Source organism: Spirillospora sp. NPDC052242 (assembly GCF_040679555.1).
Lineage (GTDB): Bacteria > Actinomycetota > Actinomycetes > Streptosporangiales > Streptosporangiaceae > Spirillospora.
Window position 1 is genome coordinate 1 of the sequence record NZ_JBFAUZ010000048.1, and the last position, 17,650, is coordinate 17,650.

Sequence of the window (17,650 nt, forward strand, 5' to 3'; positions counted from 1 at the left end):
CTTCTACATGATCGGCGTCGCCGGCGGCCTCCAGGCCACCGTCCTGCAGTTCGGCGGCGCCCTCGGCACGTCCGTCCTGGTCTCCCTCATCGGCAGCCGCGTCGGCGCCACCTTCACCGGCGAACTCACCCGCCGGCGTCCCCGCCGCCACCGTCGGCCGCCTCGCCGGAGCCGAGGACGCCGCCGCCATGGGCATCGCGCCCGTCGCACCGTCCATGCCCGGCGAACTCCGGCACGCCGTCATCGACGGCACCGCCCAGGCGTTCATGAACGGCCTGCACGCCGCCGTCCTGCTGACCGGGCTGCTGTGTGTGCTCGGCGCCGTCATCGCCGCCACCGGCGTCCGCCGCCGCGCCGGCCACCTCGAGGCCGCCCACTAGCACCGGCCGATCCTGCGGCCTGCCGGAACCCGTTCCGGCGGGCCGCACCCGCCCCGACCCCCCGAATCCCCGAACTCCCCGAAGCGCCGCCCGTCCCGCCCTGCACGCGCCATGATGGACACCCGCAGAACAGGGGAGGGGCATGACCACGCCACCGGCCGCACCCGCCGCGCACGACGCACGCGCCCTGCGCTGGCTCACCGCCTGCGCCCTCCTCTACGGCCTCACCCACCACATCGGCTTCGGCCTCGCCGGGCTCGGCACCGTCGGCCACACCCGCTGGGCCGACTGGGCCGACATCATCACCCCCTACGCCGTCCTGCTCACCGCCGCCGCCGCGCTCCACACCGCCCGCGCCGACCGCACCGCCTGGATCCTCTACCTCACCGGCGCCATCACCTACGTCGAAGGACACGGCATCCACCTCGCCGCCAACTCCGTCGGCAACGACACCCCCGGCCTCCCCATCGTCCACCTGTGGGACGAAGTCGCCGGCCACTACATCTGGTACGCCGGAACCGCCCTGGTCGCCGCCGCCCTCGCCCGCGCGCTCGCCCGCCGCCCCGCACCGCCCGCACGGCTCACGCTCGTCCCCGCCCTCGCCGTCGGCCTCACCTGGACCACCAACTCACTCGAAGGCGGCACCGCCGTCATGGGCATCGCCGTCGCCGCCGCCTTCACCGCGTGGGGCTGGCACACCCGGCACCACCTCGGACGAACCCTCATCATCGCGTTCGCGCCCGCCGCCCTCGCCCTCACCGCCTACGGCATCTGGCACACCGGCTTCCCCCAGCCCACCGAACTCGGCTGGATCTGACGACCCCGCCCCCGGACCGCCGCGCACCACCGAACCCAGCAGCGGATGCACCCGCATCGCCGCCTCCAGCTCACCGGGCAACTCGTCCCGATACCGCCCCAGCGTCGCCAGATCTGCATGCCCCAGCACCCGCCGCACCGCGTCCATGTCCGTCGCCGCCGCCAGCAGATGCGTCGCCGTCGTGTGCCGCAGCCCGTGCGGCGTCACGCTCCGCCGCCGCCCCGGCTCCACCCGCGCCAGAACCCGGTCGATCACCCCCTGCACATCACCCCGCGCCAACCGCCGGCCCCGCCACGACAGCAGCAACGCCTTCGGCTCCCGCCCCCGGTCCAGCAGCCCCCGCCCGTCCGCCAGATACGCGTCCAGCACCTCCACCACCGGCCCCGGCAACGGCACGTCCCGCGTCCGCCCGCCCTTGCCGAACACCCGCCAGTACCGCGTACCGCCGTTGACGAAGAAATCCTCCACGTTCGCCCGCGTCAGCTCCGACACCCGCGGCCCCACCGCCGCCAGCAGCAGCACGATCAACCCGTCCCGCAACTCCGTCCGCTGATCAGGCCGCCCCTGCCCCTCGCCCGCATCCGCCAGATCCCGCGCCGCGCCCAGCAGCCCCTCCGCCTGCTCCACCGTCAACGCCCGCCGCTCCGCCCGCAACCCGCCCCGATGCCGCGGCCGCACCGTCACCGCCTCCATCGGATTCAGCTGCACCCACCCCGCCACCACCGCATACCGGAACAACCCCGACACCGAACGCCGGAACCGCGCCTGCGACGCCGCACTCTGCACCGCGCCCCCCGCACCACCCGAACCGCCCCCGGACGCCCCGGCGCCCACGCGCCGCCGACCGTCCGGCTTGCGCGCGAACCTCAACAGCACCGCATCGACGTCCTCACCCGTCAGATCGTCCAGCACCCGATCCGCACCGGCCAGCTCCGCGAACGTCGCCGCGTCCCGTGCGTACACCTCCGCCGTCCCCGGAGACAGCGCCCCCGTCACCGTCTTCGCCCGCACCATCTCCACATACCGGTCCACGCACTCGCCCACGGACACACGCTCAACATCGATCGGACGCACCACGCGGACGCTACCGCCCACCACCGACACCCACACCCCGCACAGCACCCGCGCACACCGCGGCGCGGCACCGTCACACCCGCCCCATAAGATCACCACCATGACCGCGCGGGAACTGTTCGACCAGGTCGCCGAGATCGTCCACGCGGCCACCCCACCCGACCTCGGCCACCCCCACCTCCACGTCCGCCACAACGGACTCAAAGCCTGGTTCGGCACCCCCCGACCCGAACGCGAACACTACGAAGCACAGCTCATCCCCGCGGAACTCGCACCCGGCACCCGCACCACCGCCCTCGAAATCGGCTACCACGCCGAACACCCCGCCGAACCCGACAACCAGGCCGCCCTCGAACGCCTCCTCACCGCACAACCCGCCTGGCGCCCCCTCCTCGGCGACGACCCCGTCCCCGGCCCCTTCCTCGGCCGCACCACCTGGCGACGCATCTCCGAAACCTGGCCCGACCCCGACCTCGACACCCCCGACCTCGCCTTCGACATCGGCGTCCGCCTCGTCGACTACATCCGCGCCCTCGAACCCCACCGCCGCACGACCGGGTAAGACCCCACGCGACGGACGTCCCGACACCGGGGGAGAGGCCCATGCGCATCGGCACCTCGGGCTGGCAGTACACCGACTGGCGCGGCCCCCTCTACCCGCCCCGCCTCGCCCAGCGCCACTGGCTGCACCACTACGCCCGCACCTTCACCACCGTCGAGAACAACAACGCCTTCTACCGCCTGCCCGCCCGCACCACCTTCGAACGATGGCGCGACGCCACCCCCGACCACTTCGTCATGGCCGTCAAAGCCAGCCGCTACCTCACCCACATGAAACGCCTCAACGACCCCGCCGAACCCGTCGCCCGCCTCCTCGACGCCGCCACCGGCCTCGGCCCCCGACTCGGCCCGATCCTCCTGCAACTCCCGCCCACCCTCAAAGCCGACCCCGAACGCCTCGACGCCTGCCTGCGACGCTTCCCCCGCCACATCCGCGTCGCCGTCGAACCCCGCCACCCCACCTGGTGGACCGACGACGTCCGCGCCGTCCTCGAACACCACCACGCCGCCCTCTGCTGGGCAGACCGGCTCGGCCGCCCCCTCACACCCCTCTGGCGCACCACCGACTGGACCTACCTCCGCCTCCACGAAGGCCCCGGCCACCCCTGGCCCGACTACACCGACCCCGACCTCACCGCCTGGATCCCCGACCTCACCGACGACGCCTACGTCTACTTCAACAACGACCCCCACGGCGCCGCCGTCCGCAACGCCCGCCGCCTCATCGAACTCACCCGAAAACCCCTCGCACCCCCACCCGACCGACCGGCACCATGACCACCGTGCTGCGCCACCACGAGATCGCCGAAGCCGACCACCGCATCCTCAACCCCCTCAGCGACCGCAAACTCCGACTCCTCGGCGACATCGCCCGCATCGGCCCCCACACCCGCATCCTCGACCTCGCCTGCGGCAAAGGCGAAATGCTCTGCACCTGGGCCGCCGCCCACGGCGCCACCGGCCACGGCATCGACCTCAGCGCAACCTTCCTCACCGCCGCCCGCGACCGCGCCCGCCACCTCGGTGTCACCGGCCAAGTCACCTTCGAACACGGCGACGCCACCCACCACCACACCCCGGGCCTCTTCGACGTCACCGCCTGCCTCGGCGCCACCTGGATCGGCGACGGCCTCACCGGCACCATCGCGCTCCTGCGCCGATCCACCGCCCCCGGCGGCCTCCTGCTGGTGGGGGAACCGTACTGGATCGACGAACCCCCCGAAGCCGCACCCGCCGCCCTCGGCTTCGCACCCGGCGACTTCGCCACCCTCGCCGGAACCCTCGACCGCTTCGACGACGCCGGCGTCGAACTCGTCGAAATGGTCCTGGCCGACACCGACGACTGGGACCGCTACGTCGCCTCGCAGTGGCAGACCGTCCACACCTGGCTCCGCGACAACCCCGGCGACCCCGACGCCCCCGCCATGCGCGAGTTCGCCGACCGCTCCCGCCGCACCTACCTGACCTACAACCGGCGCTACCTCGGCTGGGGCGTCTTCGCCCTCCGCCTCCCGCCCGCCTGACCGACCCCACCACCGGACGTCCCCGACCACAGCACCCGGCCACCGGGGGAGCGGCCCGCGGCGACACGAGGACGCCCGACCGCGCCGGAGACCACAACCGCCGCGCCGGGCACCGGCCCGCCGCCGCCCGGCGCGAGGGCGGCGCCGCCGACCACGACGATCGCGCCGCCACCGCGCCGCCGGAAACGCCGATGGGGGAGCCGCACCCCAGCTTCGGCGCGCCACGCCCCTCGAGAAACCCGCCGGGCCCGGCATAACCGTCACCCGGAACGTCCGCCACAGCCGCGAACAACGTGGGCAGCGCGCCGTCCTCCTCGCTCTGCGCCAGCCGCCCCGCGACGGACTTCCGCGCCCGGTCGAACCCCCGCAGCCGGCCACTGGACTCCAGCAGGTTCGTGGCCGCCAGGCCCGGATGCGCCGCCGTCGCGATCACCGCCGACCCCGCCCCGGCGAGCCGCCGCTGCAGCTCGGACGTGAACAGCAGATTGGCCAGCTTCGACTGCCCGTAAGCGGCCATCGCCCGATACGGCCTGCGCTCCCAGTTCAGATCGTCGAACTCGATCCGCCCCGCCCGATGCCCATTGGACGACACCGTCACGACCCTGCCCCGGATCCGCGGCAGCAGCAGGTTCGTCAGCGCGAAATGCCCCAGATGGTTCGTACCGAACTGCAACTCGAAGCCGTCGGCCGTCCGGGAGAAGGGCGGGACCATCACGCCGGCGTTGTTCACCAGCACGTCGACGGGCTCGGCGAACTCCGCGGCGAACCCGCGCGCCGAAGCGAGATCAGCCAGATCGAGCGGCCGCACCTCCACCTCGCCCGCCTTCTCGGCGGCCGCCGCGCGCCCCTTGTCGAGGTTGCGGACGGCGAGCACGACGCGGGCGCCTCGAGGGTGTCACCCGTGTCAGCCCCAACCGACCGCCGGCCCTACCACCACGGACGGCTCCGCGACGCACTGCTCGACGCGGCCGAACGCGGCCTGCGCGAGCACGGCTCCGACCAGCTCTCCCTACGCGAACTCGCCCGGGAGATCGGCGTCAACCACGCCGCGCCCCGCCGGCATTTCCCCGACCGCCAGGCGCTCCTGGACGCCCTCGCCGAAGCCGGCTTCCACCGCCTGGACGCCACGCTCCGCGCGGCCCTCGAGGGCGCCGCCGAGGACTTCCCGTCGCGCGTCCGCGCCGCCGCGAACGCCTACACCCGCTTCGCCACCGAGAACGCCGCGCTGCTCGAGCTGATGTACTCCAGCAAGCACCGCCCGGGCGCGACGCACATCGTCGAGGCGGCCGCGGCGCCGTTCGGGCTGATGCACGAGGTGGTGCGCCAGGGGCAGGAGGAAGGCGCGCTCCAGGAAGGCGACACCCAGCGGATCGGGATCGTCCTGTTCGCCACCCTGCAGGGGATCACCGCGATCATCAACGGCAACTTCGCCCCGCCCGAACTGCTCGAGGGGCTCGTCGACACCGCGGTCGACCAGTTCCTGCGCGGCGCCCGCCCGCTGCCGTAGCGCACGCACGCCGGAGCCGCGGATCTCGCCGGAGCACCCGACGCGCCGCAGGGCGCGTCGGACGCAATCCGGCAACGCCGATCAAACCAGACAGAATTCAGCTTCTGTCTGGTTTGGCATCTTTCCGGACGTCAGTCCGCCGCGGGGAAGCGGTGGCGGCGCCCGCGAAGAACGCGCCGCCACCGCCGGCCGCCGTCACTTCTTGTACGGCGCGACCTTCTCCCGCAACTCCTGCACGGTGCCCTGCAGCAGCTGCCGGAGCCGGTCCCGGTCGGCGCCGTCGGCGCCCGCGTAGTCGTCGATGTCGATGATCTGCTTCTTCGTCGCGGTGATCGAGTTGAGCTGGTGATCGAGCTTGATGTCGCCGAACCACGGGCTGCGCAGCATGTTCGCCATGTCGGTGCGGAACATCGCCACGAGGTCGTCGGGATCGGCGATGTGGTTCTTCACCTCGGCGACGAACGTCAGCGTGGCCTTGCTGCCGAGCACCGCCTGCTGCAGCGCGCCGTCGCCGGTCTTGCGGTCCAGCACGATCGTGAAGCTGTACAGGACCTCGTCGCCCACCGGCTTGAACCGCACGTACTGCAGGTCGGCGCCGGACTTGATCCCGATGACCGGACAGCCCAGATGCGCCATCGTGAACACCATCTCGCCGATGAGGGCCTCGTCCTTGCTCTCCCGGGCCTCGGCGTTGTTCTTGAACTTGTTGATCAACGAAAGCATGGTGTTCCTCCCGGTCAGGCGGCGATTCGGCCGTGCAGGTACTTCGCGCAGGCCTGGGATACGGCGGCGATGTGCTCCTGCAGCACGGGGTACTTCACCGTGTAGTGGTCGGCGAAGTACTGATCCAGGTCGAGCAGGAGGGGCACCTGGACGTACACGTAGCCGGTGCCGAGGTCGGCGTCGACGGTGAACACGCCGGGCTCGCCGACGTCGAGGAAGCCGCTCTTGACCTCGCTCTTGAGCGCCTGCCAGACCGTCCGCGCGTCCTCGACGTACTCGCCGTAGGCGATCGTGACGGCCGCGTGGTGCTGCAGGACCTTGGCGGAGGCGACGTCGCCGGTCAGGTGGGTCAGCTGGAACATCAGGCGGTGCTTGTGCTGGAGGTGCTGGAAGCGCAGGTAGTGGTGCCCGCCGTCGGAGTTGAGGTCGATGAGGGCGTTGCCCTGGGCGACGGCCGCCGTGATGACGGCGCCGACGAGCAGGTCGTCGATCTCGCGGGCCTTGAGGTTCTCGGAGAATCGGGCCCAGCTGCGGTTCACGAGTTGCCCGAAGACCTGGTCGAGCTGTTCGCTCATGGTCACCTTTCGTCCGGGGTGGCGATGTGTCCAGAGTGAGACTCGCGCGTCCGCCGGTCGGTTTCATCGCGCGTGGCCGATCTGCCCGGCGCGGTGGCGCGTCGCCGCGGATCGCCGTCCTGGGTTGGCCGTTTCGCCCCTTCTCGGGGGTTGCCAGAGCATGGTCGATAATGAGCATTATGTTAAGTAAGCCGGTTCGGCCCTCCGCTCCGGCCTGCTGTGCCCACCCGCCCCGTCCTCCCCCGGCGGCGCTGGCATCGGCGCGCGTCCGCTGGTCGGGCGGATGCTTGGTGCGCGTCGGTGCGCCGCTGGGGCTGTTGCGCGGGCCGGCTGCTGATGCGCGTCGGCGGGCTTGAGTCACTGTGGCTCGCTTCCGCTGTGATCAGTAGTCCCGTTGCCGCCTGTACGTCCGGACGGCCCCGGCGCTTCGGCCTCCAGCGGGTGTGCGGCAGGGGTGTCGGGTTGCCTCTGGCGTTCGGGGCGGGCGGGTGTCGCCTCTCCCCCGGCTCCCTCGGCTTTTTGGGGCGATTTCGGTGTCGTGGTGGCGGTTCGGGCGGGACGGCGTTAGGGTGCGGGGTATGAAGCGTCGACGACATTGATCTTCACCTGAGGCGGGGCTCGCGCGGAGGCTGTACGCCTACGCGTTCCTCGAGGATTTCATCGTTCTGTACCCGGTGTACGCGGTGCTGTTCGCCGATGCCGGGCTCTCCCCCGCCGAGATCTCGTCGCTGTTCGTGATCTGGTCGGTCACGACGTTCCTTCTTGAACTGCCGTCCGGTTTGTGGGCGGATATGTTCTCGCGCCGGTTGCTGTTGGTGGCCGCTCCCCTGCTGGCCGGTGCGGGATTCGGTTTGTGGGCTTTCGTTCCCTCGTATCCGGCGTTCGCCGCGGGTTTCGTGTTGTGGGGCGTGGGTTCGGCGCTGCGTTCGGGGACGTTGCAGGCGCTGGTGTACGAGGAGTTGGAGCGGGTCGGGGCGGCGGGTGCGTACGGGCGTGTGATCGGGCGGTCGGAGTCGGTGTCGTTGCTGGCGGTGGTGGCGGCGTCGGGGTTGGCGGCGCCGCTGCTGGCGGTGGGCGGTTATCGGGCGTTGGGCGTGGTCAGCGTGCTGGTGTGCGTGCTGGGCGCGGTGGCGGGGTGGTCGTTGCCGGAGTCGCGCGGTGGTGGAGAGGACGAGGACGAGGACGGCTCGTTCGTGGGTGTGGTGCGCGAGGGGTGGCGGCAGGTCCGGGGGGTGCCGGGGGTGCGTGGCGCGCTGGTGTTGTCGCTGGTCCTGATGGGTGTGACGTCGTTGGACGAGTACGTGCCGCTGGTGGTGCGGTCGACGGGGGTGGCGGCGGCGTGGGTGCCGTTGCTGGTGCTGGTGGTGACGGTGGGGGATGCGGTCGGGGGTTGGGTGTCGGGGCGTGGTGTGGGGCGGTTGCCGGTGGTGCTGGGGGTGGGTGCGGTGTGTCTGGCGGTGGGGTCGCTGGGCGGTAGTGCGGCGGGGTTGGTGCTGGTGGCGGTGGCGTTCGGGGTGTTCCGGTGGGCGATGGCGGCGGCGGACGCGCGGTTGCAGGAGCGGATTTCGGACGGGTCGCGGGCGACGGTGACGTCGTTGGCGGGGTTCGGGTCGGAGGTGGTGGCGGTGCTGGCGTTCGCGGGGTGGGCGTTGGGGTCGCGGTGGGCGGATGCGGGGGTGCTGTTGGGGGCGGCGGCGGTGCCGTACTTGGTGGTGGCCGTCGTGCTGGGGGTGTGCGGGTGGCGGCGCGGTGTACATCGGGAGTTGTAGGCGGGGCGGGGCCGGTACGCGAAAGGTGCAGGGCGGGTGAACGCTGGGGTCCGATTCGCCGGTGGGGGTCGGGGCTCGAGGATCGGTGCGTTGTCGTCGTTCGGTTCTCGGGGAGGGTGGGGTCATGGACGACCCGCTGATGTTGGCGCGGGTGCAGTTCGCGTTGACGGCCGGCTCGCATTTTCTGTTCGTGGCGTTGACGTTGGGTTTGGCGACGCTGGTGGCGTTGATGCAGACGGTGGCGACGCTGCGGGGCGGTAGGCGCGGTGCTGCGGTGGAGTCGCGGATGGTGCGGTTCTGGGGGCAGCTGTATGTGATCAATTACGCGGTGGGGATCGTCACCGGGTTGGTGATGGAGCTGCAGCTGGGGTTGAACTGGGCGGGGATGTCGCGGGTGACCGGCGGGGTGTTCGGTGCGCCGCTGGCGTTGGAGACGATCGGGGCGTTCTTCATCGAGTCGACGTTCCTGGGGTTGTGGATCTTCGGGTGGGACCGGTTGAACCGGTGGGTGCACCTGGGGGCGATCTGGGTGGTGACGCTGACGGCGTACGCGTCGGCGTACTTCGTGCTGGTGGCGAACGGGTGGATGCAGCGGCCGGTGGGGTTCGAGCTGGTCGGCGGTGAGGCGCGGTTGACGGATGTGGGGGCGTTGTTGACGAATCCGACGGCGTTGCTGGCGTTCGGGCATGTGCTGTTCGGGGGGTTGCTGACGGCGGGGTTCTTCATGGCGGGGGTGAGCGGCTGGCATCTGCTGCGGCGGACGGCGGAGGTGGAGTTCTTCCGGCGGTCGATGCGGGTGGGGCTGGTGACGGTGCTGGTGGCGCTGTATCCGGTGGTGATGTTCGGTGGGGTGCAGTTCCGGTATCTGCAGCCGACGAAGGGGGGCGGTGGGGACGCGGACGCGGCGGTGGCGGAGTTCACGGCGCGGTTCGGGCCGGACGAGTACATGGCGCCGGGGCTGGCGGGGGCCGGTGAGGCGGTCATGGTGATGATGTGGTCGCTGATGCATCTGGTGGCGATCGTGGCGCTGGTGAAGGTGTGGTTCGGCCGGTGGCTGGTGCGGGGCCGGGTCTTTCATGTGGTGATGATCGTGTCGGTGCCGTTGCCGTATGTGGCGATGCTGGCGGGCTGGGTGTTCCGTGAGGTGGGGCGGCAGCCGTGGGCGGTGTACGGGGTGCTGAAGACCGAGGACGCGCTGTCGGATGTGGGGTCGGGGACGCTGACGGTGTCGTTCGCGGCGTTCACGGTGCTGTTCGCGGTGCTGGTGGCGGTGAACGTGTGGTTGCTGGCGCGGTTCGCGCGGCGTGGTCCGGAGGGGGCGTCGTTGGGGGCCGCTCCCCCGGCGGAGCCGGCGGCTCCGGTGATGAGCCCGACGTTCTGATTCTTGTTCGCGATGCGTGCCGGTGTGCGGTGCGTCCCGGTTCGGAGGTGCGGTGATGGAGTTTCTCGCGGTGGTGTTGCTGGCGGTGTTCGTCGGCGGGTATCTGGTGCTGGCGGGTGCGGACATCGGGGTGGGGATGCTGCTGCCGTGGTTGGGGCGGAGGCAGGACGAGCGGCGGCTGGTGATCGCGTCGTTCGCGCCGTTCTTCCTGGCGAACGAGGTGTGGCTGGTGGCGTCGGTGGGTCTGGTCGCGGGGGCGTTTCCGGGGTTGGAGCACGATCTGGTGGAGGCGCTGTATCCGGTGGTGGCGGTGCTGCTGATCGGGTGGGTGGTGCGGGACATGGGGTTGTGGTTGCGGGGCCGGGTGGACGCGGTGGCGTGGCGTGGCGGGTGCGATGCGGCGGTGACGGCGGGGAGTTGGGCGCTGGCGCTGGCGTGGGGGTCGCTGCTGGGGTCGTTGCTGTGGTCGGGGTCGGGCGGCGGGTTGAACGCGGGGAGCGTGCTGGGGTTGCCGTTGGCGCTGCTGTTCGCGTGGCATGGTGCGGGGTTCGCGCGGTGGCGTCTGCCGGTGGGGTTGGCGGGCCGGGTGGCGCGGGTGCCGGGGCGGTATGCGGTGTCGGGTGCGGTGATGGCGCTGGTTCCGGTGGCGGCGGGTGTGCGGGTGCCGTGGTCGGAGGTGGCGGCGGACGAGACGTCGCTGGCGTTGACGGCGGTGGGGACGGTGGTGCTGCTGCCGGTGCTGGCGGCGGGTCAGGCGCTGGTGTGGTGGACGTTCCGGGGGCGGGTGGAGTCCCCCTCGTACCTGTGAGGTCGTATCTGTGAGGCGTGTCGTGTCGGGTTCGGGTGGGGGGTGCTCGCGGTGAAGGCGGTGGAGCGGCGGTTGCTGCGGTGCCTGCCGCGTCGGGTGCCGGTGGTGCTGGGTGTCCTGGCGGTGGGTCAGGGTGTGCTGCTGGTGGTGCAGGCGGAGTTGCTGGCGCGGGCGGTGGCGGGTCTGGACGCGGGGCCGTTGCCGTGGTTCGCGGGTGCGGTGGCGGGTCGTGCGGTGCTGGCGTGGGCGTCGGCGCTGGTGGCGGGGCGGGCCGCGGCGCGGGTGAAGGCGGGGTTGCGGGGGTCGCTGCTGGAGGCGGGGTGCGGGGGTCGTTCGGGGGGTGCCGCGGGGGCGCGGGTGACGTTGCTGACGCGGGGTCTGGACGCGGTGGATCCGTTCTTCACCGGGTATGTGCCGCAGTTGCTGGCGGCGTGCGTGATCCCGGTGCTGGTGCTGGGGCGGCTGGCGGTGGCGGATTGGGCGTCGGCGCTGGTGGTGGCGGTGACGGTGCCGCTGGTGCCGGTGTTCGGGGCGCTGGTGGGGTTGCGGACGGCGGTGCTGACGGAGCGGCAGTGGGGGTCGTTGCGGCGGCTGGGGGGTCATTTCCGGGACGTGCTGGCGGGGTTGGGGACGTTGCGGTCGTTCGGGCGTGCGGGGCACCAGTCGGGGGTGGTGCGGGAGCTGGCGGGCGAGCATCGTCGTGCGACGGTGCGGGCGTTGCGGGTGGCGTTCCTGTCGTCGCTGGTGCTGGAGCTGGTGTGCGCGTTGTCGGTGGCGCTGGTGGCGGTGCCGGTGGGGTTGCGGTTGCTGGACGGGTCGATGGTGCTGGCGACGGGTTTGCTGGTGCTGCTGCTGACGCCGGAGGTGTATCTGCCGTTGCGGGCGCTGGGGACGCGGTTCCATGCCAGTGCGGAGGGCGTGGCGGCGGCGGGTGAGGCGTTCGCGGTGCTGGACGGTGCGCTGGAGCGGGTGCCGGGCGGGGACGGGGGCGGGCGCGTGGCGGCCGTCCAGGAGGTCCCGGACGTGCGGGGCGTGCCGGAGATCGTGCTCGAGGAGGTGACCGTGCGGTATCCGGGGTCGGACGCGGCGGCGCTGGAGGGGGTGTCGCTGCGGGTGGCGCCGGGTGAGCGGCTGGCGGTGACGGGGCCGTCGGGTGCGGGCAAGTCGACGCTGCTGCTGGTGCTGGCGGGGCTGGTGGTGCCGGAGTCGGGGCGGGTGCTGGTGGACGGGACGGATCTGCGGGAGCTGGATCCGGCGGTGTGGCGGGCGCGGCTGGGGTGGGTGCCGCAGCGTCCGCATCTGTTCGCGGCGTCGGTGGCCGACAACATCCGGCTCGGGGATCCGGGTGCGGGCGACGAGCGGGTGGCGGAGGCGGCGCGGGCGGCGGCGGCCGAGGAGTTCGTGGCGGCGCTCCCCCACGGATACGCGACGGTGCTGGGTGAGGGCGGTGCGGGGTTGTCGGCGGGGCAGCGGCAGCGGCTCGCGGTGGCGCGGGCGTATCTGTCGGGCGGTCCGGTGATGCTGCTGGACGAGCCGACGGCGCGGCTGGATCTGCGCAGTGAGCGGCTGCTGGTGGAGGCGGCGGAGCGGCTGCTGGCGGGGCGGACGGCGGTGATCGTGGCGCACCGGCCGGCGTTCGTGCGGACGGCGGACCGGGTGGTGCGGTTGCGGGACGGCCGGGTGTGCGGTGTCGCGCGTCCGGGCGGGGATCGGGAGGCGGCGGCATGACGGGCACGGCGCGGGCCGGGGGTTTGCGGGCCGGGGGCATGTGGGGGGCGGTGCGGCCGCACGCGGGGCGGCTGGCGGCGGCGGCGCTGGCGGGCGCCGCGGCGGAGCTGTGCGGGGTGGGGCTGATCGCGGCGGCCGCGTGGCTGATCGCGCGGGCGGCGCAGCGGCCGGAGCTGGCGGCGCTGACGGTGGCGATCGTGGCGGTGCGGGGTTTCGCGGTGGCGAAGGGGTCGCTGCGGTACGTGGAGCGGCTGGCGGGGCATGACGCGGCGCTGCGGGCGCTGGCGGAGCTGCGGGGCCGGGTGTTCGACGCGCTGGCCGCGCGCCGTCCCGCCGGTGCGGGGGCGGTGCGGGCGGGTGCGGTGCGGGACGGTGAGGCGCTGACGCGGCTGGTGTCGGACGTCGATGCGGTGCAGGATCTGCTGCTGCGGTGCGTGCTGCCTGCGGTGGCGGCGGTGGCGTGCGGGGTCGCGGGGCTGGTGGTGTGCGGGGTCGCGGCGCCGGGCGGCGCGGTGGTCGCGGTCGTGGGGGTGCTGGCCGTCGGGTTGCTGGCCGCGGGTGCGGTGCTGCCGGTGGCGGCGGCGGTCGCGGGAGGCCGGGCGGCGGCGCGTGCTGCGGCGGCGCGGGAGGCGCTGGCGGTGCGGGCGCTGGACGTGCTGGAGGGCGCGGCGGATCTGGCGATGTTCGGGGCGGACGGGCGGTTCGCGGCGCGGGCGCGGGACGCGGCGGCGCGGTTGGAGCGGGCGGAGCGGTCGGCGGCGCTGGTGTCGGGGCTGGTCGCGGCGGCGGGGTTCGTGGTGCAGGGGGCGACGGCGGCGGTCGTGGTCGCGGTGGGGTTGCGCGGCGGGGCGGACGAGGTGTCGGCGGCGGTGCTGGGGTTGACGGCGCTGGTGGCGGTGGAGTCGGTGCTGCCGCTGGCGGGTGCGGCGCAGCGGTGGCGTGAGGTGGCGCCGGCGGTGCGGCGGGTCGGGGCGGTCCTCGACGCGGCACCCGTCGCGGCACCCCTCCCGGCGCCCGTCGCGGCCCGTCCGGGGACGGTGCGGGGGCCGCTGGGTGTTGAGCTACTGGGCGTGCGGGTGGTGCGTCCGGGCGGGGCGGTGGCGTTGGACGGCGTGGACCTGCGGGTGGAGCCGGGCCGCCGTGTCGCGGTGGTCGGGGCGAGCGGTGCGGGCAAGAGCACGCTGCTGGAGGCGGTCGCGGGGGCGGTGGAGGCGTCGGCGGGGACGGTCCTGCTGCACGGCCCCGCCCTCGAGCCCGCCACCGGTTCCGCGGCCGGGGCGGGCGGGGGCCGGCGCGCGGCGCCGCCGGACGCCCTGCCGGGCGCGGTGCGGGGCCTGATGCAGGACGCGCACGTGTTCGCCGGGACGGTGCGCGCGAACCTGCTGCTGGCGCGTCCGGACGCGGGCGCCGCGGAGCTGGACGCGGCGGCGCGGCGGGCGAGGTTCGCCGAGGTGGTGGGGGCGCTGCCGGACGGGTGGGACACCGTCGTGGGGGCGGGCGGCCGGGACCTGTCGGGCGGGCAGCGGCAGCGGCTGCTGCTGGCCCGGGCGCTGCTGGCCGATCCGCCGGTGCTGCTGCTGGACGAGCCGGCCGAGGCGCTGGACCCGGCGGCGGCGGACGCGCTGACGCGCGGCCTGCTGTCCGCGCCGGGCGGGGGGACGCTGCTGCTGGTCACCCACCGGCTCGCGGCGCTGGAGGCCGCCGACGAGGTGGTGGTGCTGGACGGCGGCCGGATCGTGCAGCGCGGCGGGCACGCCCGCCTGCTGGCCGAGCCGGGCCCGTACCGGGACCTGTGGGAGTCCGAGGCGCTGGCCGCCTGACGTCCTCGCCCCGCCCCGGCCGGCCGAGCGGGACGGCGGGCGCCGTGCCCGGGGGGATGCCGCCGTCCCACCGCACGCGTGCGCAGGCCGGCCCGTGTCCCCGCTCCCCGTCGGACCCGCCCCGTGTCGTCCGCCGGCGGGCGGTCCGCATGACCGATCGGCGCACGGGTAGGTGCGGCTGCGACATGCGGGCGTCCACCCTCGGGAGGAGCGAGTGATCATGTGCTCGGTGAGCGCACCCGGCACCGCGCGGCGGGGCCGGCCGGCGGGGGGCCGGTCATGACGGGCCGGGTGGTGGTCGTGACCGGCGCCAGCGCGGGCGTCGGACGGGCCGTGGCGCGCGGGTTCGGCGCCCGCGGCGACCGGGTGGTGCTGCTGGCGCGCGGCGAGGAGGGCCTGGAGGCCGCCGCGGCGGACGTCCGGGAGCTCGGCGGGCGGGCGCTGCCGGTGGTGGCGGACGTGTCCGATCCCGGGCAGGTCGAGGCGGCCGCCGACCGCGCCGAGGAGGAGTTCGGGCCGATCGAGGTGTGGGTGAACAACGCGTTCTCCACCGCGTTCGGCGAGTGCCGGCAGGTGTCGCCGCAGGAGTACCGGCGCGTCATGGAGGTGTGCTACCTCGGCACGGTGCACGGGACGCGGGCGGCGCTGGACCGGATGGTGCCGCGCGACACCGGCACGATCGTGCAGGTCGGGTCGGCGCTGGCGTACCGGTCGGTTCCGCTGCAGTCGGCGTACTGCGCGGCCAAGAGCGCGATCCGGGGGTTCACCGAGTCGGTGCGGTGCGAGCTGATGCACGACCGTAGCGGGGTGGCGATCACGATGGTGCAGCTGCCGGGGCTGAACACCCCGCAGTTCGACTGGGTGCTGTCGCGGCTGCGGAACCGGGCGCAGCCCGTCCCGCCGATCTACCAGCCGGAGGTGGCGGCGCAGGGGGTGCTGCTGGCGGCGGATCGGCCGCGCCGCAAGGAGTACTGGATCGGCGGGTCGACGATCGGGACGCTGCTGGGGCAGCGGATCGCTCCCGCGCTGCTGGACCGGTATCTGGCGCGGACGGCGTTCTCCTCGCAGCAGACCGGGGCGCGCGAGGATCCGGGCCGCCCGTCGGATCTGTGGCGTCCGCTGGACGACGCCGACGACGCGGGCGCGCACGGCCGGTTCGACCGGCGGGCGAAGACGGGGAGCCTGCTGCTGCGGGCGCGGTCGCTGCTGGCGGGCCGGGTGCCGGGGACGGTCCCGGGGCGCGGCGGGCGGCCTCCGGCGGCGGTGCAGGGCGCCCCGGCGGGCCGCGGCGGCTGACGTCCCGACCGCCGCCGGGCCGGGCGGGGTCAGGGGCGGGCGGTGTCCAGGCCGAGGGCGCGCACGGCGCGTCCGATGGCGGCGACGCCGTCGGCGATCCGCGCCGGGGTCCCGGCGGCGTAGCCGAGGACGAGGCCGGGCGGGTGCGGGCGCTGGCAGTGCCACGACAGCGGATGGGCCTTGACGCCCCGCTCCAGCGCGGCGGCCGCCACGGCCCGGTCGACGGCCCCGCCGTCGTCGTCCCCGGCGGCGAGGGTGAGGGTCAGGTGCAGCCCGGCGGCGGCGCCGTGGACGGTCGCGGCGGGCAGGTGCTCGGCGATCGCGCGGATCATCGCGTCGCGGCGCGCCCGGTGCCGGCGGCGCAGGTACCGCAGCTGCCGCTCCAGCTCCCCGGAGTCCATCAGGCGCGCCAGCACCAGCTGCGGCAGGACCGCGCCGCCGAGGTCGGCGCAGCGCTTGGCGTCCACGACGGCGTCGCGGTGGGCGGGCGGCGGCAGCAGCCAGCCGGTGCGCAGCGCGGGCGCCAGCAGCTTGGAGACGCTGCCGGCGTAGAAGACGCGGTCGGCGAGCATGGAGCGCAGCGCCGGGACGGGCGGCCGGTCGTAGCGGTGCTCGGCGTCGTAGTCGTCCTCGATGATCAGGCCGCCGTCGCGGGCCCAGTCCATCAGCGCGCGGCGGCGGGGGCCCGACAGGACGGCGCCGGTGGGGAACTGGTGCGCGGGGGTGAGCATGACGGCGGGTGCGCCGGACGCGCGCAGCAGGTCCACGCGGACCCCGTCGGCGTCGACCGGGACGGGCGGGTGCGCGGCGCCCCAGTAGTCCAGGTGCTGGCGGGTGCCGAGCGATCCGGGGTCCTCGATCGCGATGGTGCCCGCGCCGGCGTCGTGCAGGACGCGGGCCAGCAGCCCGATGACCTGCGCGGTGCCGGTGGTGATGACGATGTCGGCGGGGTCGGCGCGCACGCCCCGGTTGCGGGCCAGCCAGGACGCGACGGCCGCGCGCAGTTCGGGGGCGCCGCGGGGGTCGCCGTAGCCGAGGCCGGACGCGGGCAGCGTCGTCAGGACGGCGCGTTCGGCGCGCAGCCACGCGGTGCGGGGGAAGGCGGTCAGGTCGGGCAGGCCGGGCGACAGGTCGACGCGGGCGGGCGCGGCGCGCAGCGCGTCGAACACCTCGCGGCCGGGCGCGCCGCCGAACAGCGCCGCCGGTGCGGTGAGCCTCTCCCCCGCGCCGGGTGCCGGGCCGGGTGCCGGGCCGCCGCCGTCGCCGCGCGGATCGGGGCCGGGCGGCGGGGAATCGGCGGGACGGGCGGGGGCGGCGGGGCGGGCGGTGAGGGGCGCGGCGACGACGACGGTGCCCGCGCGGCCGCGCCCGGCGACGTGGCCGTCGTCGACCAGCCGCCGGTAGGCCTCGGTGACCACGCCGCGCGACACGCGCAGGTCGGCGGCCAGCGTGCGGGTCGCGGGGAGGCGCGCGCCGACGGGCAGGCGGCCGTCGGCGATGGCGTCGCGGAGCCGCCCGGCCAGCCAGTCCGCCCGTCCCCCGCGGGGCGCGTCCCGGACGTCGAGCTGCAGGAAGTCCGCCCCCGCCGCCCCGGCGGCGCCGGGCCCCGGCGCCGTCCCCTCCACCGTTATGGACCTGCCGTGCGCATCGTCATTGGACCTGTTCACCGGGCCATTGTGGCGCGAAGG

The 17,650-nt window shown here is 74.4% G+C and carries 15 protein-coding genes and 1 pseudogene; 11 read left to right on the forward strand and 5 right to left on the reverse strand.

From position 1 onward, the window contains the following. Positions 1 to 188 precede the first annotated feature (188 nt). The gene (locus AB0L25_RS31715) at positions 189 to 380 is read left to right on the forward strand and encodes a hypothetical protein (protein ID WP_500176421.1); all 192 of its coding nucleotides are present in this window, start codon (positions 189 to 191) and stop codon (positions 378 to 380) included. Between the two features lie 628 nt (positions 381 to 1,008). Here the strand turns inward: AB0L25_RS31715 and AB0L25_RS31720 are convergent. Further along, positions 1,009 to 2,271: a tyrosine-type recombinase/integrase gene (locus AB0L25_RS31720; protein ID WP_500176422.1), complete on the reverse strand. Its 1,263-nt coding sequence runs from the start codon at positions 2,269 to 2,271 to the stop codon at positions 1,009 to 1,011. Between the two features lie 100 nt (positions 2,272 to 2,371). Here AB0L25_RS31720 and AB0L25_RS31725 point away from each other — a divergent pair, with 100 nt between their 5' ends. Genes AB0L25_RS31725 through AB0L25_RS31735 form a run of 3 tightly spaced genes read left to right on the forward strand, consistent with a single transcriptional unit; the run spans position 2,372 to position 4,355 of the window. Then, positions 2,372 to 2,833, forward strand: a complete 462-nt coding sequence (locus tag AB0L25_RS31725) for a hypothetical protein (RefSeq protein ID WP_500176423.1) — start codon at positions 2,372 to 2,374, stop codon at positions 2,831 to 2,833. Between the two features lie 41 nt (positions 2,834 to 2,874). Further along, entirely contained in the window at positions 2,875 to 3,609 is a 735-nt protein-coding gene (locus AB0L25_RS31730) for a DUF72 domain-containing protein (RefSeq protein ID WP_500176424.1), read from the forward strand. Continuing rightward, the gene (locus AB0L25_RS31735) at positions 3,606 to 4,355 is read left to right on the forward strand and encodes an SAM-dependent methyltransferase (RefSeq protein ID WP_500176425.1); all 750 of its coding nucleotides are present in this window, start codon (positions 3,606 to 3,608) and stop codon (positions 4,353 to 4,355) included. Before AB0L25_RS31730 ends, AB0L25_RS31735 begins: the two co-directional genes overlap by 4 nt. Before the next feature lie 439 nt (positions 4,356 to 4,794). On the opposite strand, the pseudogene AB0L25_RS31740 reads toward AB0L25_RS31735, so the two are convergent. Continuing rightward, positions 4,795 to 5,229: pseudogene (locus tag AB0L25_RS31740) on the reverse strand (SDR family NAD(P)-dependent oxidoreductase); the annotation flags it as partial. Positions 5,230 to 5,256: 27 nt separating this feature from the next. On the opposite strand from AB0L25_RS31740, the gene AB0L25_RS31745 reads away from it, so the two are divergent. Beyond that, on the forward strand, positions 5,257 to 5,862 hold the full coding sequence (locus AB0L25_RS31745) for a TetR/AcrR family transcriptional regulator (protein ID WP_500176426.1): 606 nt from the start codon (positions 5,257 to 5,259) through the stop codon (positions 5,860 to 5,862). 195 nt (positions 5,863 to 6,057) lie between these two features. On the opposite strand, the gene AB0L25_RS31750 is transcribed toward AB0L25_RS31745, so the two are convergent. Next, positions 6,058 to 6,585: a hypothetical protein gene (locus tag AB0L25_RS31750; RefSeq protein WP_500176427.1), complete on the reverse strand. Its 528-nt coding sequence runs from the start codon at positions 6,583 to 6,585 to the stop codon at positions 6,058 to 6,060. Between the two features lie 14 nt (positions 6,586 to 6,599). Continuing rightward, positions 6,600 to 7,160 carry a hypothetical protein gene (locus tag AB0L25_RS31755; RefSeq protein ID WP_500176428.1) on the reverse strand — a complete coding sequence of 187 codons (561 nt, stop codon included), beginning with the start codon at positions 7,158 to 7,160 and terminating at the stop codon, positions 6,600 to 6,602. 665 nt (positions 7,161 to 7,825) lie between these two features. Here AB0L25_RS31755 and AB0L25_RS31760 point away from each other — a divergent pair. The 6 genes from AB0L25_RS31760 to AB0L25_RS31785 all read left to right on the forward strand — a co-directional run bounded on the left by AB0L25_RS31760 (position 7,826) and on the right by AB0L25_RS31785 (position 15,962). Next, the gene (locus AB0L25_RS31760; RefSeq protein ID WP_500176481.1) at positions 7,826 to 8,929 is read left to right on the forward strand and encodes an MFS transporter; all 1,104 of its coding nucleotides are present in this window, start codon (positions 7,826 to 7,828) and stop codon (positions 8,927 to 8,929) included. A 124-nt stretch (positions 8,930 to 9,053) separates the two neighbouring features. Further along, entirely contained in the window at positions 9,054 to 10,310 is a 1,257-nt protein-coding gene (locus tag AB0L25_RS31765; protein WP_500176429.1) for a cytochrome ubiquinol oxidase subunit I, read from the forward strand. Positions 10,311 to 10,365: 55 nt separating this feature from the next. Next, on the forward strand, positions 10,366 to 11,118 hold the full coding sequence (locus AB0L25_RS31770) for a cytochrome d ubiquinol oxidase subunit II (RefSeq protein WP_500176430.1): 753 nt from the start codon (positions 10,366 to 10,368) through the stop codon (positions 11,116 to 11,118). Positions 11,119 to 11,169: 51 nt separating this feature from the next. Then, positions 11,170 to 12,846, forward strand: coding sequence for a thiol reductant ABC exporter subunit CydD (gene cydD / locus AB0L25_RS31775; RefSeq protein ID WP_500176431.1), 1,677 nt, complete (start codon positions 11,170 to 11,172; stop codon positions 12,844 to 12,846). After that, entirely contained in the window at positions 12,843 to 14,666 is a 1,824-nt protein-coding gene (cydC, locus tag AB0L25_RS31780; RefSeq protein WP_500176432.1) for a thiol reductant ABC exporter subunit CydC, read from the forward strand. The genes cydD and cydC overlap by 4 nt, the downstream gene beginning before the upstream one ends. A 279-nt stretch (positions 14,667 to 14,945) precedes the next feature. Then, the gene (locus AB0L25_RS31785; RefSeq protein WP_500176433.1) at positions 14,946 to 15,962 is read left to right on the forward strand and encodes an SDR family oxidoreductase; all 1,017 of its coding nucleotides are present in this window, start codon (positions 14,946 to 14,948) and stop codon (positions 15,960 to 15,962) included. A gap of 29 nt (positions 15,963 to 15,991) precedes the next feature. On the opposite strand, the gene pdxR is transcribed toward AB0L25_RS31785, so the two are convergent. Further along, a complete protein-coding gene (pdxR, locus tag AB0L25_RS31790; RefSeq protein WP_500176434.1) occupies positions 15,992 to 17,629 on the reverse strand; it encodes a MocR-like pyridoxine biosynthesis transcription factor PdxR in 1,638 nt (545 codons plus the stop codon). Positions 17,630 to 17,650: the final 21 nt, after the last annotated feature.

What these genes read in the sequence shown, in the direction of transcription:
- AB0L25_RS31715 (WP_500176421.1), top strand. Translation starts at nt 189, where the DNA reads ATGGGCATCGCGCCCGTCGCACCGTCCATGCCCGGCGAACTCCGGCAC.
- AB0L25_RS31725 (WP_500176423.1), top strand. Translation starts at nt 2,372, where the DNA reads ATGACCGCGCGGGAACTGTTCGACCAGGTCGCCGAGATCGTCCACGCG.
- AB0L25_RS31730 (WP_500176424.1), top strand. Translation starts at nt 2,875, where the DNA reads ATGCGCATCGGCACCTCGGGCTGGCAGTACACCGACTGGCGCGGCCCC.
- AB0L25_RS31735 (WP_500176425.1), top strand. Translation starts at nt 3,606, where the DNA reads ATGACCACCGTGCTGCGCCACCACGAGATCGCCGAAGCCGACCACCGC.
- AB0L25_RS31750 (WP_500176427.1), bottom strand. Translation starts at nt 6,585, where the DNA reads ATGCTTTCGTTGATCAACAAGTTCAAGAACAACGCCGAGGCCCGGGAG.
- AB0L25_RS31755 (WP_500176428.1), bottom strand. Translation starts at nt 7,160, where the DNA reads ATGAGCGAACAGCTCGACCAGGTCTTCGGGCAACTCGTGAACCGCAGC.
- AB0L25_RS31765 (WP_500176429.1), top strand. Translation starts at nt 9,054, where the DNA reads ATGGACGACCCGCTGATGTTGGCGCGGGTGCAGTTCGCGTTGACGGCC.
- AB0L25_RS31770 (WP_500176430.1), top strand. Translation starts at nt 10,366, where the DNA reads ATGGAGTTTCTCGCGGTGGTGTTGCTGGCGGTGTTCGTCGGCGGGTAT.
- cydC (WP_500176432.1), top strand. Translation starts at nt 12,843, where the DNA reads ATGACGGGCACGGCGCGGGCCGGGGGTTTGCGGGCCGGGGGCATGTGG.
- AB0L25_RS31785 (WP_500176433.1), top strand. Translation starts at nt 14,946, where the DNA reads ATGACGGGCCGGGTGGTGGTCGTGACCGGCGCCAGCGCGGGCGTCGGA.